This is a genomic window from Pseudobutyrivibrio ruminis AD2017, assembly GCF_000424305.1.
GTDB lineage: Bacteria > Bacillota > Clostridia > Lachnospirales > Lachnospiraceae > Pseudobutyrivibrio > Pseudobutyrivibrio ruminis_B.
In genome coordinates this window covers 149,737-164,996 of sequence record NZ_AUJQ01000008.1, presented here as the reverse complement: position 1 = coordinate 164,996, position 15,260 = coordinate 149,737, and the positions used below count along the sequence as shown (strand labels likewise).

Here is a 15,260-nt window from a genome sequence, read left to right as displayed (position 1 = left end):
GGATGAAAAGTGAAGGTTCTAAAAAAGATTGGTGGTTTCTTTAAAAAGCACCTCAAGCTGATTATTGTTTTAGCTATTATTGCAGTAATCGTTGGCCTGGTTTGGCATAATGCAAAGGCTGCTCAGAAGGCAATGGAAGAAGCTGCTAACCAGCCTGCTACATCAGAAATCAAAAGAATGGATTTGCAGCAGTCAGTTGCAGTAACTGGAACACTTAATGCTAATAACAAAGCAACAGTTACATCTACAATTGGTGGCGGTGGAATCACTGGTGTTAAGGTTTCTAAGGTTAACTATAAAGAAGGCGATTATGTAAATGCAGGAGATATTGTAGTTGAATTCGATGGGGATGATTACAATAGAAAGATTGCAGAGCTTAATGCCCAGCATAATATAGAAAACAAGCAATCAGAAATAGATATTGCTGACTTACAGCAGAAGATTAAAGATGCTCAGGATCAGATAGAAAAGAAGCAAAAGTATCTCGAGGATAACAAATATATCTATGATGATTTGAAGGATGCTTTTAATGAATATGAAAAGTATCGTACAGATGATGTTAAGAAAAGATGGGATGAGCAATCTGCAATTGCTGCAGGCAGAGCAGAATCTGTAACCATCGAAAAGTATGAAGCGACAAGAGATGAGGTCGATACAATTAATCTTCAGATTCAAACATATCAGAATCAGATTGAAATTGCTCAGCTCAAGCAAAACTATGCTCAATCATACACACAGGTAGATGCAAAAGAAGATGTATATGAGAGCATGGAAAAGACCCATGTATCAGCTCCTATTTCTGGTTACATTATTACAATGAACGTAGAAGAGGGTAACAACTACACTCAGGGTAATACCGTATTTACGATAGCAGATACAAGCGAGTTTGTAGTAACAGCTACAGTAAATGAGTATGATGTAGCAAATATCCAAAAGGACTTACCAGCAAACATTAAGTTTGAAGCAACTGGTGATGAGGAATTCAAAGGACAGGTAACATTTGTTTCTGTAGCTTCAGAAGCATCTGTAGCAGGTGCAGAACCTCAGGCAGCAGTTCCAACAACAAGTACAGCATCTGGTGCCGCTACATACAAAATTAAAATCAAGTTAGATGAAACTGATGATAGACTTCGTGTTGGAATGACAGCAAAGGCAAGCGTTATCCTTGATTCTGTGGATAATGTTCTTGCAGTTCCTTATGATTGTGTGCAGCAGGATGAAAACGGAAAAGATTTTGTAGCTGTAATCAAGAAGGATGGAACTAAGAAAAATATCTATGTTACTAAGGGTCTTGAGAGTGACTACTATGTAGAAATCAAGGGCGAAGGCCTTAAGGAAGGCATGACAGTAGAGGCAATTGTAGAGGATGCTCCAAGTACAGATATTATGGATTACATGGAGATTTCAACAGAAGAATAGCGGAGGATATGAAATTGGAAGATAATATTATGCTTGACCTTCGCAATATTCATAAAAGCTTTTTTATTGGTACGCCAAACGAATTTGAAGTTTTGCATGGATTGAACTTCACAGTTAAAAAAGGCGAGTTTGTTTCCATTGTCGGTCAGTCTGGTTCCGGTAAATCCACATTGATGAATATTATCGGCGCCTTGGACAGACCTACAGCAGGAGAGTACACCCTGGATGGAATCGATATTGAAAAAGCGAAGGACCACGAGCTATCGGCTTTGCGAAATAAAAAGATTGGCTTCGTATTTCAGACATATAATTTGATAGCAAGAACTAACGCTCTTAAGAATGTTGAGCTTCCTATGATGTATGCAGGAATGGGAAGAGCGGAGCGTATGGAACGTGCAAAGATGCTTCTTGAGGAAGTAGATATGACTGATAGAATGCATCACAATCCAGACGAGCTTTCGGGTGGTCAGAAGCAGCGTGTTGCTATTGCAAGAGCTATGGCTAACGACCCTGCAATCATTCTGGCTGATGAGCCTACAGGTGCTCTTGATTCTGCAACTGGTAGAATGATTATGGATATTTTCCATAGGCTTCACGAGGAGCAAGGCAAGACAATCGTCCTGATTACCCACTCTCCAGAGCTTTCTCAGGAGACAGAGCGAATCATCACCCTGAAGGATGGTAACATCATCGGTGAAGCAGCTGGTAATTGGAATAAGGCAACAAAGGAGGTGGAGTAAATGTTATTTACAGAAAACGTCCTGGTTGCTTTGGCAGGTCTGAAGGCTAACATAATGCGTTCCTTGCTTACCATGCTTGGTATCATTATCGGTATCGCATCGGTTATTGCCATTATGACAGTTGGTAATTCCATTACGTCAATCGTCAACAGTACCATGCAGGATTTGGGAGCAAACAACCTTGAGATGGGTGTCATGCAAAAATCCCGCGATAACAAAACATCTGATTCAGGTGAGAATTACGGTTCAGGCTATGTCCGTGAAATGACAGACAATGATTTGATTACAGAGGATATGCTTGAAGCCTTTAAGGCAGAGTTTCCAGATGATATTAAATATGTCCTTAAATTTGAAAATGTTGGCGATAAGGGCAAGGTTACAGAAGGAAGCAAAAGTGCCAACGTTCAAATAATCGGTTACAACAAAGACAACTTCGAATTTAAGGATAAAAAGATTCTTGCTGGTCGAGGATTTTTGAATCGTGATTATGAACAGGCTAAAAAGGTTTGTATCGTCACAGATAAGCTGGTGGAGCGAATCTATGATGGCGATGCCAACAAGGCCTTAGGCCAAGAGATAGAGGTTAACGTTGGAGGAATATATTACAGCTACTACATTGTAGGTGTGTACGAATATGTGCAGGAACAATTCTCATTCGGTGTTTCCGACAATCCTACAACAGAGCTTATCATTCCTTACGAAACAGCGAGGGTAGCTAATCATAATCAGAATAAGGGTGATTACTATTTCACATTGGTAACATCCGTAAATACGAATAATGATGAGTTTGCTACAAAGGTACGAGATTACTTTAACATCAATTACTACTCAAGAAATGATGCCTACGAGGTAATGGTTGTTTCAATGACATCCATGATGAATCAGATGAACACTATGATTGGTGCTATTCAGCTGGCACTGTCAGTTATTGCAGGTATATCACTTGTGGTAGGTGGTATTGGCGTTATGAATATCATGCTGGTATCCATTACAGAACGTACAAAGGAAATCGGTACAAGAAAAGCACTTGGTGCTACAAATGGTTCCATCCGATTACAGTTTATTACTGAATCAGTTGTAATCTGTCTGATAGGTGGAATTATAGGAATCGTACTTGGAATTGTTCTTGGTACAGTAGCTGTTAAGCTGATGGGATATGAAGCTGCAGTATCTATTCAGAGTATCATTATTGCGGTAGGATTTTCTATGGCAATTGGTATCTTCTTCGGATACTACCCAGCTAATAAGGCTGCTAAGCTTAACCCAATCGATGCATTGCGCTACGAATAAAATAATAAATATCTAAACCTATAGTCCTATGCAGGTAATACTTGCATAGGACTTTTTGCATTCATTATTATCTATTTTCACAAATCAATATGGAAATATAGACAAAAATCTAACAGAAAATACTAAACTATTTTACAAAAATCTAATTTAAATTCGTTAAAATCCACAACATGTATTGAAAGACTATTATAAATGATGTATAAATCTTTAATGAAGAGTGAAGATTCTAAAGTAATTTAGGATTCTCTAAACATAAGAGAAAGGAGTTTCAAAGGGGGAACAAATGAAGAAAATTTCAAAAAAAGCCTTAGCATTGTCTTTGGCAACATTAATGGCCGTTCCTGCACTTCCAATTTCAAGCCTTGGAACACTTGATGCACAAGCCGCAGAAAGTATTAGCAGAGTAATGGTTCATGATCCATCGATTTTTGAGTACAATGATGAGTACTATGTTTTTGGGTCTCACATTGCAACAGCTAAATCATCAGATTTAGTGAACTGGACACAGGTTTCTACAGATTACCAAAGTGTAGCAAACAACCCTATCTACGGAGACGTAAAGAAGAATTTAGCCGAGTCCTTCAAGTGGGCAGGCTATGACGACGGAGATTGCAAGGGAGGCTACGCAGTATGGGCTCCAGATGTAATCTACAATCCAAACTATGTGTGGGCAGATGGTCACAAGGGTGCATACATGCTCTACTATAGTGCATCATCAACATGGCGTCGTTCATGCATCGGCTATATGGTAAGTGACAGAGCAGATGGTGGTTACACATACGGCGGAACAGTAGTATATTCTGGATTTACCAACACTGGCAAGGTTAATTATGACGGTAACAGCACTAGAGATACTACATACACAAATGACTACCTTCCATTCAACAAGCTTATTGAAGAAGGAAAGATTGATGGTGATGTAAGCACATGGAAGTGCTTCAATGAAAATGGTAGCTGGAATAATAATTACGCTCCAAACGCAATTGACCCAACACTTTTCTATGATGCAACAGGCGAGCACCTTTACATGGTTTACGGCTCATGGTCAGGTGGTCTTTTCATTCTTGAAATTGATCAGAAGACTGGTGAGGCAATCTACCCTGGTAAGGATGGCGTAGATGAGACAAGTGGAAATTTTGTTGATAGATATTTTGGAACACACATCGCTGGTGGAAATCATCAGTCAGGTGAAGGTCCATACATCGAATATGACAAAAACACAGGTTACTATTACATGTATGAAACCTATGGTGGCCTTACAACAACAGGCGGATATAACATGAGATTATTCCGTTCTAAGAATCCAATGGGACCATACGAGGATGCATCTGGAAAGAATGCAGCAGGCAGTGGAAAGAACTGCTATCAGTATGGTACAAAGCTGATTGGTAACTATCAGTTCTACGGACAGCCAGGTTATCGTGCAGCAGGTCACAATTCAGCACTCATTACAGATGATGGAAAATATTATCTCATCTATCATCAGAGATTCTTAGATTCTTCAAGAGGAGAGGGACATGAGGTAAGAGTACATCAGCAGTTCTTAAATGAGGATGACTGGCTTGTAACAGCTGTTTACGAAAACAGAAATGAGCAGATTCAAAAGTACACAATGGATGATGTTGTTGGTACATACGAGTATGTAAATCATGGCAATGCAGAAAAGGACGGTAGCATGATTTCTACTCAGTCTGTTGAGCTGAATGCAGACGGTACAGTTACAGGTGATGTAACAGGTACATGGTCAATGGCAGATGCAACAGACCGTGATTACACATACGTAACAATCAACGCAGATAACGCAACCTACAAGGGCGTATTCTTCGAGCAGACAAATGACAATGGTGAAAAGACCATGACATTTACTGCAAATGGAAATAACAACCTTGCAATCTGGGGAAGCAAATACGAGGAAACAGATGAAACAGCTGCAGGCAAGGTGATTGAGCAGCTTAAGGATATTATTCCTGAATCTACACGTGAGAATATTCAGCTTCCTACTGAACTTGGCAAGGCTAAGATTGAATGGTCATCAGATAATCAGGCTGTACTTTCAGCTGATGGTAAGGTAGGCACTCCTTCATCAGATACAGAGGTTACTCTTACAGGCAAAGTTACAGTAAATAGTTACAGCACAGATGCTTCATTTAAGGTGCTTGTATACGATGCTCCAAAGGTAATCGTAGGCTACGATTTTGATAGTGTTGATGGAGATGCTGTCAGTGCTACATCAGCATCTACAAAAGATAGCGCTGCAACACTTAAGGGTGATGCTAAGGTGGTTACTGATGAAGAAAGAGGACAGGTGCTTAAGCTTGAAAATGAAGCTGGCAACAAGCAGGTAAACTATTTATCACTACCAAGCGATGTATTTTCCAATGTGGATAAAGCTGGATACACTGTAAGTATGTGGGTAAATATTGATTCATCTACATGGGAACACAGTGCATTGTTTGAAGCAGATTGGCTGGCAGATGGAGCATCTACAGGAACATATCCAATGACTAGAATTGGAGCAAACCTGATTGGAAGAATTAATGCAAATGATTATTCAGATGCAGTTCCAGGCTTATCTTACAGTGACCTTACAAACAAATGGCAGCTTGTAACTTACACAGTAGCTCCAAATGGAATTAAGGTATATCTGAATGGAAATGAGATAGTATACGATAAAAAAGATATTTCAAATTGCTTCTCTGGACAAGGTGCAGCAATCCAAAATGCTAACCATGTAATGGTAGGCGCAGGAGATATTTGGACAGATGAAGATGTTAGAAATGCAATGTTTGATGATGTTCGTATATACGATACTGCTCTTACAGGTAGCGAGATAAAGAATATCTACGAAAGCACCTTGAAGGAAGATAAGGATGAGCCAGAAGAACCAGAAGAACCAGAAGAACCAGAAAATCCTGAGGTAGTTAATAAGGCAATCGATGAGGAAGAGCCAGAAGTAGAAGGCCAGACAAGGGTATATGTTAAGCTTGATAACACAGAATTCCCAGGTGATACATTCGCATATGCGGTAGATGAAAAGCAGCAGGATTTGCTTGGCGAATATCCTGGTAAGAAGATGGCTCACATTGGTAACGGCTGGTATTCAGTAAATGTTCCAAATGACATGCTTTATGTTGAAGAAGAGTTAGTTGAAGATTCTGAAGAAGAATTAACAGAAGAAGAATTAACTGAAGAAGAATTAACTGAAGAGGATTTAACAGAAGAAACTGAGGAAGCTGAGGAGAAAACAACAGATGAGAATATTGAAGAGTCTGCTGATAAGACAACTGATGCTGATGAAGTTCAGACTGAGATTGAAGATGTGCCTGTTGTAGAAGAAATTGAAAACATTGTTACATCATTATTTGAATCAATCAAATCAGCATTTGCTCCTATGCAGGTAAGTGCAGCAGAGCATGACATTTTCAATAATGGAATTGTTGTTAGAGTAAACGATGGATTGGCAGATGGAAAGGATGTTGTTGCAACAGCATTGTTTACAACAAACAGACCATCAGCTGAAGAGTTAAAGCAGGATGAAGAACCTGCAACTCCAGAAACCCCTGATAAACCAGCTGAGCCAAGTCAGCCATCACAGCCAAGCACTCCATCACAGCCTTCAACACCTAGCGCACCATCTACACAGCCATCTGCATCCAATTCCAGCTCAAGCAGCAGTAGTTCACAGACAGTTGCACCAGCAGCTGTTGCTCAGACACAGGTAATAGCAGATGCAGCAGTTCCAACAACAGGAAAGGTTGCAAGTACTACTACAAAGAAGAGCACAAAGACTACTAAGACAGCTAAGCAGGATACTACTGAGAAAACTACAGAGGATGAGGAAGTAGTAGAGGATACTACAGAATCAGAAGAAGTAGAGGAACCTGCAGATACAACAGAAGCTACAGAAACTACAGAAAAGACAATTGCAGAGGAAGAGACTCCTGAGGCTGTAGAAGAAACAGCGGTTGAATCAAATGGTGTCAACCCAATTGCAGTAGTAGTAATTATCATTGCTTTAGCAGCTGCGATAGCAGGCGTAGTTGTATATCGCAAGAAAGCTTAATAACTAAACTCCATTTCTCTTACATACATCTGAAAGGCAGCATTTGTCACAGTAAGGTGCGGTGCGGGCAGTACAAACGGCACGACCGTGGTCAACCAATCTGTGGCAAAGGTTGTTGCCTTCCTCAGGCGGTATTATTTTTCGAAGAGCCATCTCAACCTTGGATGGCTCTTTTATATTGTCTACAAGGCCAATTCTGTTGGAAAGTCTGATGGCATGGGTGTCAGTTACGATGGCAGGCTTGCCAAAAACGTCACCTAAAATAAGGTTAGCGGATTTGCGACCAACTCCAGGAAGAGCTAGTAATTCCTCCATGGTATCAGGAACCTTACAATCATAGACATCCCTGAGCATCTTCATGCATGCCACGATATCTCTGGCTTTTGATTTGCCCAGGCCGCATGGGCGCACGATTTCTTCCACTTCATTTACATCAGCGTCTGCAATGGCTGATATTGTTGGAAATTTTTCATATAGATGTGGAACGATTTCATTAACCCTGGCATCGGTACACTGGGCTGCGAGCCTGACACTTACCAGCAGTTTCCATGCATCGTCATAATCTAATGTGCAATCACTGTAAGGATATTCTTTTTTTAATCTTTCAATTACTATAAGTGCTAATTCTTTTTTTCTCATGAGAATATAATAACACAGATTCACAGATAACAGTATAAGGGGAAGACTTTAGAATAATAGTATCAATTAGTAAAAAGCACAGAAGATTTTTAATTTTTTGTACAATGTGATGAAAATGTGATTAGAGTGTGAATTTTATATTGAAAAGACTATTTAGAAATGATACTCTACCATTACATGACATAACGATTTAGGGAAGGCGATTTACATACCGATCATTTGGGGCTATATAGGGATGATTAGGTGGGGTCGCTTTTTTTGACGCGTTTTGTCAAAAATAATTAAGGAGGAGAGTATAGGAATGAAAAAATTGGCTCGAAGAGGGCTTTCTTTGGTTCTGGCTTTTTTCATGGTTGCAACTACTGCATATTCTGATATGTCATTTGTATCACTTGCAGAAGAATCCAATCATGTATGGACTAAAGTAAGTCTAAACGAAATCACTTCTAATGACTCTATTGCCATTGCAGTCACAACATCAGATGGCGAAACCTATGTAATGCCAAGCGTATCATCAACTAAAGCTGCACCTGTTGCGGTATCTGCAACAGTTAGCGGTAGCGAGCTTACCATTTCTGATGGTAAAGACAGCGATTATGCTTGGAACGTTAGCAAGAAAACAGTAGAAGAAACTGTTGTTGCTAATGCAGAAAACAATGCTGAAGTTGAAGAGGATTCTTTAGTAGAAAAGAATCTTTCTGATTCAGAGGACAAAACTGAAGAAGTAACTTCAGAAAAATCATCTGAAGAAACTTTAGTAGTTGAAGAGGATTCTTCAAAGACTGTTGTGGAAGAAGCAACAGAAGAGCCTTCTTTAGATAAGAAGGAAGCTTCAGAGGAATTAAAAGAAGATGCTTTAGAAGAAGAGAAAGAAGAAGAGGACGAGAAGAAGGAAGAGACAGTAACAAAGACATACTACACATTTGCTTCTGGTTCTAACTATCTCTACACTACAGCGACAAACAATGGTATCAGAGTTAATGGTATGCCAAAGAATGAAGTAGGCGCCAGATGGGAATTAGCTGATAATGGATATCTATCAGCTGAGGACTCTAAAGGAACTACTCGTTATTTAGGGGTATACAACAAGCAGGATTTCAGAGGCTATGGTTTAACAAAGACTGGAGATTTCCCTAAGAATATTGCTAACCAGTCTACAGCTTTCTACAAGCTTACAACCAAAAACGCAGGCGATGCAAAGGTTGCAGCACCTACAGCTTCTATTGAGACTAAAAGTGAAGTTGAATTCGGCGCTAAGGTAGCACTTACATGCGCTGATGAAGATGCAAAGATTTATTACAACGTAAACGGTAGCGAGGATAACTATTCTCCATATAAGGAAGAAGTTGTAATCACAAAGGACACTACAATCTACGCTTATGCTACAAAGGATGATAAGAAGAGTGAAATCGTTTCCTTTACTTACACACTTGCAGCAGGAAGCAAGATTACAGATGTAACAAAGCTTGATGCAAATCAAGAATTTGTTCTTGCATTTAATGATGCAAACATCTTATCAACAACAGCTACAGCTGCTGATAAGAAGGGCAATACAAAGCTTGAAGCTATCAAGGCAGAGCTTGATGATAATAAGCACCTTACATACGCAGAGGCTGAAGCACCTATCGCAAAGCTTTCATTAGAGAAGGCTGATGCAGATGGTGAGTATTACATCACATCAAATATTTTTGTTGGAAATGTATTAACAAAGCATTATCTAACAACTGCAGCTACAGGCAGTGCTCTTTCTTTTACAACTGAAAAGACAGATTACAGCACATGGTCAGTAGAGACACAGGAAGATGGAAGCTTATTGATTAAGAACACAAAGGCTATCTATCATGATGCAAAGAAGAACATCGATAAGCCACAGTACATCGAGTTCTACAAAACATTTACAACATACAGCTATATTGCAGGAACAGATAAAATCGATGCATTCAAGCTTAATGCATACACAGTTCCTGAGCTTCATGTTAAGGAAGAGCCTACACCAGATCCTAAAAACACTGTAGGAAAGCTTCTTACAAGAGAGCTTTATGATGGCGACCAGGTAGTTGCATATCATCCAGGCTCAGGCAAGGTTATGACATCAGTTGCTGAAAAGGGTGGTCTTCAGGGAATTGACCTTAAGCCAGCTGAAGATGCCACAATCGATATCAAGGGTACAGAGGCTGTTGTCCTTACAGTTTCAATCGACGAAAACGGAAACTATCTTTTCAAAACAGAAGATGGTAAGTATCTTACAATCGAAAAGGTAGAAACAGAAAAGGACGGCAAGAAAAAGACAACAATCAATCTTATTCTTGCAGATAAAGCAACAGATGAAAGCACATGGACTCTTGCATCAGCAGATGACAAGAATGCCGGTAACTTCTATCTTAAGAGCACATCTGTAAAGGTTGGCTCTAGCGTTCAGGCTTTCGAATACTACGGTGGTGATTTCAAGGCTTATGGCTTCAAGGAAGATCCAGCTTACGTATTTAACTTCTTCGCTTTAGCAGAAGGGGAAAAGACAGTTAAGCTTGAGTACGAGGACGAAAGACTTTTTGTTGCACAGTGGGCAGGTAATGCTCATTACAACGAGTTTGAAGAATGCTCTACAGGAATCTATGGTGATAAATACACTACAAACGATATGCTTGATAAAACAGCTAAGTTTACTTCAGTTGTTGGCGGCGTAGAGACACAGCCATGGACATCTGCAAAGAGCACAACAACAGGCTCAACAAGCTATTATATGGGATCAACTGGTGTTGCAAATGCTAATACTGATTATATGCAGCTTGCACTTTCAACATCAGGATATGGCAACCTTGAACTTGGTTTTAGAATGAGAGCCTCAAATACAGCAGCTGGTTCATTCCAGTTACAGTACTCAACAGATGGCGAGAACTTCAAAAACTTTAAGACAGGTACATACTCATACAAATATTCTGCATACAAGAAATCTGGTAAGCAGGATGAAAAAGGCAAAGAAATCATGGAGCAGTATGAGGTAAATGGTTCTGGCGATATTGCAGACGGTATTGCAAAGACATCTTATGCTCCTACATATTATATAGATTTCAAATTTAATGTTCCAAATGCAGCAGCAAATGCTGAGAAGCTTTATATCAGATTTGTTCCAGGCAATTTAAATGCTAAGGGTGATAAGGAGCCATCTAAGGGCGGCGTTATCCGTATGGATAGTGTTGTATTATCAGGAACCCCAGTTGTTGACCCTACTAGAGCAAGATTTGTAGTTGCAAATCCAGGTAGCTCAGAAGTTGCTATTGGACAGAAGATTGATCTTTCATCACTTACAGAAGGCGCTGACATTTACTATTCAGTAAACGGTGGCGAATTTGCTAAGTATGATGAAAACGAAAAGCTTACAATCACTGAGCTTCCTGCAACAATTCAGGCATACGCTACAAAAGAGGGTATGGAAAAGAGTATCACAGTTAGCTACATGTATACTCAGGCTCAGGTTCAGTCAGTAAAGGCTGCACCAAACGGTGGTGCCGTTATCGAAAACCAGAAGGTATCACTTAAGACAAAGACAGAAGATGCAACAATCCTCTACAGATACATGACTGCAGAAGAGATTGCAGCAGCTGATGCAAAGACTACTGCGACTTCAGAGGAAGAAGCTAAAGAGGAAAATGAAGAAGAGCATGATGACTGGATCACATACACAGGTTCATTTGAGCTTGAGTCTCTTCCATGCCAGCTTCAGGTAAAGGCTACAAAAGAAGGCTACAAGGATAGCGCAGTATCGACAATTAAGTTTACAAAGAGACTTAATGACAAATACAACATCTACTTCGGACAGGTTCATGCTCATACAAACATTTCCGATGGTGCTGGTTCACTTGAGGATGCCTTAAAGCATGCAACAAAAGTAGATAACTTAGATTACATCGTTATTACAGACCACAGTAACTCAATTGATAACGAGAAGGAATCAAAGATTACTGAGAATGTTGATAAATCAGCAGATGACGAGTGGACATACGCTCACAATCTTGTAAAGAAGTATTCAACAGACAAATTCACATGTGCTTACGGTTACGAAATGACATGGTCAAACGGACTTGGTCATATGAATACATTCAACACACCAGGTTTCCAGAGCCGTACACAGACAGAGTTCTCAACATATTCAACAGCTCTTCAGAACTACTATGCAGCACTTAGAACTGTTCCTGATTCAATCAGCCAGTTCAACCACCCAGGTACAACCTTCGGTGATTTCAGTGATTTCGCATATTACTCAGAAGAGAACGATAACCTTATCACAATGATTGAGGTTGGTAATGGTGAAGGAACAATCGGTTCTTCAGGTTACTTCCCATCATACGAGTATTACACACGTGCGCTTGATAAGGGATGGCACGTAGCTCCTACAAACAACCAGGATAACCACAAGGGTAAGTGGGGCGATGCCAACACAGCACGTACAGTAATGCTTGCTGATGTTAACAACGAAAATGCTATCTATGATGCAATGAGAAACTATCGTATCTACGCAACAGAGGATAACGATCTTTCAATTTATTACACACTTGATAATTACATCATGGGTACAATCCTTGAGAAGGATGCAGTAGGTGATACAGTTGAGCTTAAGGCAGATATCAAGGATCCTACAGATTCAAAGATTGGCAGAGTTGAAGTCATCGTAAACGGTGGTCAGTCAATCGCAATGCAGAACGTATCAACAAATGATACAACTGTTAAATTTGAGGTACCTTCAAATTACTCATACTACTACTTAAAGATTACAGAGGATGACGGCGATATCGCAGTTACAGCTCCTGTATGGGTAGGTGAGGTTGAAGCTTGTGGTATCAACAAGACATACACAAACACAGTTCTTCCAGTTAAGGGAGAAAGCCTTGACGTAAATGTTGATTTATACAACAACGAGACAAGCGCTCTTGATATTGACTTCATCGACGTTGTACTTAAGGATGTTGATGGTAAAGAAACACAGGTTGCATCACTTACAGGCGAGGAAGCTGGGGTTGCTTCAGTTCCTGCAAATGACACAGCAACATTCAAGACTGATTTTGTTTACAATGAAGCAGGTCAGGTAACTTATGAAATTACAGTTAGAGCAACACTTAACGGTGTGCCAAAGGTTTACACAGATAAGCTTCAGGTAAGCTACGCACTTCCATCTATGATTGCAGATATCATTATCGATGGTACACATGGAAATGATTATGTAACAGGTTACTACGGTGGAAACGTAAATGCGTTTATTAAGCTTTGCGCAGCAAAGAATATTCGTGCAACAGTTGTAAAGGATAAGATTACAGCTGATACACTTAAGAATGCTAAGCTTCTTGTTGTTTCAGCACCAGCTAAGAAGACAGGAACAGCTAATGCAGGTGATTACAAGGTAAGCCATTTCGAAGATGAGTTTATCGATACTGTTAAGAACTACGTTGCAAACGGTGGTTCAGTTGCAGTTTGCGGTTTGGCTGATTACTCAGATACAGCAGAGGGTCAGACAGGTACAGAACAGAACAAGCTTCTTTCAGCAATCGGTGCTACAATCCGCATGGGTTCTGATGAGGTTTGCGATGACAAGAACAATGGTGGTCAGGTTTACAGAATGTATCCTACAAATGTAAATCTTGATTCAGAGCTTCTTGCAGGCTTTAGAGAAGGCCAGAAGTACAGCCAGTACTCAGGCTGCTCAGTTGATATTTCAAATGCAAAAGCAAACGATGTTGTAGATGCAGCAGAATGGCTTGTAAAGGGATATGACACAACATATTCTGTAGATTGCAAGGATGACAATGGTAAAGCAATCGAAGGCGCTCTTGAAAACGGAGTAAAGGGAAAGAAAAATGACAACGAAGGCAACGTTACATTCCTCGCTCGTCAGAAGACAAAAGCAGGCGGACAGATTATCGTAGCCGGTGGTGTATTCCTTTCAGACTTCGAAGTAAAGGCAGAGATGGACAACAACGATTCTCTTCCTTATGTAAACCACACAATCGTAAACAACATTTTAGATGGTTCACAGGTTGAGCTTCCAGTATCAACAATCGCTGAAGCAAGAGCTGGTGAGATGAATGATGTGTTTGCTGTAGAAGGCTATGTAACATCTGGTACAGACAACGAAAACACAACATTCTTCGATACAATTTATCTTCAGGATGAGACAGCTGGTATTGATATCTTCCCATATGCAACACCAGGTCTTGCAATCGGTACAAAGATGCGTATCGTTGGTTATGTATCACAGTATCAGGGAGATAAGGAATTAAAGGTTATTTCATACAAGATTCTTAAGGATGACCCATATATCTGGGCACCTAAGAAGGTAGATACAAAGACTGCAATGGATTACGATAACCTTGGTGGTTCATTACTTGAAACAGAAGGTAAGGTAACAAGAGTTGCAATCGGTGCTGACGGTGCTATCGAAGAGTTCTGGCTCATGGATGATACAGGCGTTGAGGCAGCTATCTTTATCGATGGTTATATCAAATCAGCTACAACTGGTAAGAACACTCTTACTGATTTTGTAAAGGTTGGCGCTACAGTTTCTGCAGCAGGTGTTCTTTACAAGCATCCAGAAGGAGATTCTGATGTTTCAGTACCAGTATTCAGAGTAAGAAACTGCGATGACATTAAGCTTATCAAGGCAGCTCCATCAGTTGCTCCAGGTGGTAACGGTGGAAATGGTGGTCACGGCAGCAACCCTGCAGCAGCTGTAGTTAGAAGCATTAATAAGGTTATTGATAAGGCAGTTGACGCAGTAATCGCTCCAATCGCTAACACACCAGTTGGCCGTGTAGTAAGAAATGCAGTTAACAGATTCAGAACAGTAAGAGATGCAATCCTTGGTAATGATAATGTTGATGATGCTACTACAGAAGAAGTAGTAGAGGATGAGACAGAAGAACCAGCAGATGATGAAGAAGCTACTGTAGATTCACAGCCATCTGAAACTATCGATGAAGATCAGGTTCCAGAAGCAGGTAAGGATAAAACAGCATTTCCAGTAGTGCCAGTTGCAGCAGCATCTGTTATAATCATTGCAGGAGTTGGGGCAGCAATTGCAGGAAAGCTTGGACTACTAGCAAAGTTGCTTAGAAAGTAAG

The 15,260-nt window shown here is 40.2% G+C and carries 6 protein-coding genes; 5 read left to right on the top strand and 1 reads right to left on the bottom strand.

Translation table 11 applies throughout. The annotated features are described in order from the left end of the window. Positions 1-9: 9 nt before the first annotated feature. The 4 genes from G611_RS0107360 (at position 10) to G611_RS14275 (ending at position 7,512) form a co-directional block, all read left to right on the top strand. On the top strand, positions 10-1,419 hold the full coding sequence (locus G611_RS0107360; protein WP_028243072.1) for an efflux RND transporter periplasmic adaptor subunit: 1,410 nt from the start codon (positions 10-12) through the stop codon (positions 1,417-1,419). Positions 1,420-1,427: 8 nt separating this feature from the next. After that, the gene (locus G611_RS0107355; RefSeq protein ID WP_036948565.1) at positions 1,428-2,159 is read left to right on the top strand and encodes an ABC transporter ATP-binding protein; all 732 of its coding nucleotides are present in this window, start codon (positions 1,428-1,430) and stop codon (positions 2,157-2,159) included. After that, positions 2,160-3,449: an ABC transporter permease gene (locus tag G611_RS0107350; protein ID WP_028243070.1), complete on the top strand. Its 1,290-nt coding sequence runs from the start codon at positions 2,160-2,162 to the stop codon at positions 3,447-3,449. 283 nt (positions 3,450-3,732) lie between these two features. Beyond that, a complete protein-coding gene (locus tag G611_RS14275; RefSeq protein WP_051195151.1) occupies positions 3,733-7,512 on the top strand; it encodes a lipocalin-like domain-containing protein in 3,780 nt (1,259 codons plus the stop codon). Between the two features lie 3 nt (positions 7,513-7,515). Here the strand turns inward: G611_RS14275 and G611_RS0107340 are convergent, their stop codons facing one another. Further along, a complete protein-coding gene (locus G611_RS0107340) occupies positions 7,516-8,151 on the bottom strand; it encodes an endonuclease III domain-containing protein (protein WP_028243069.1) in 636 nt (211 codons plus the stop codon). Positions 8,152-8,452: 301 nt separating this feature from the next. On the opposite strand from G611_RS0107340, the gene G611_RS15325 reads away from it, so the two are divergent. Further along, complete coding sequence (locus tag G611_RS15325) at positions 8,453-15,259, top strand: CehA/McbA family metallohydrolase (protein ID WP_051195150.1); 6,807 nt, start codon at positions 8,453-8,455, stop codon at positions 15,257-15,259. Position 15,260: the final 1 nt, after the last annotated feature.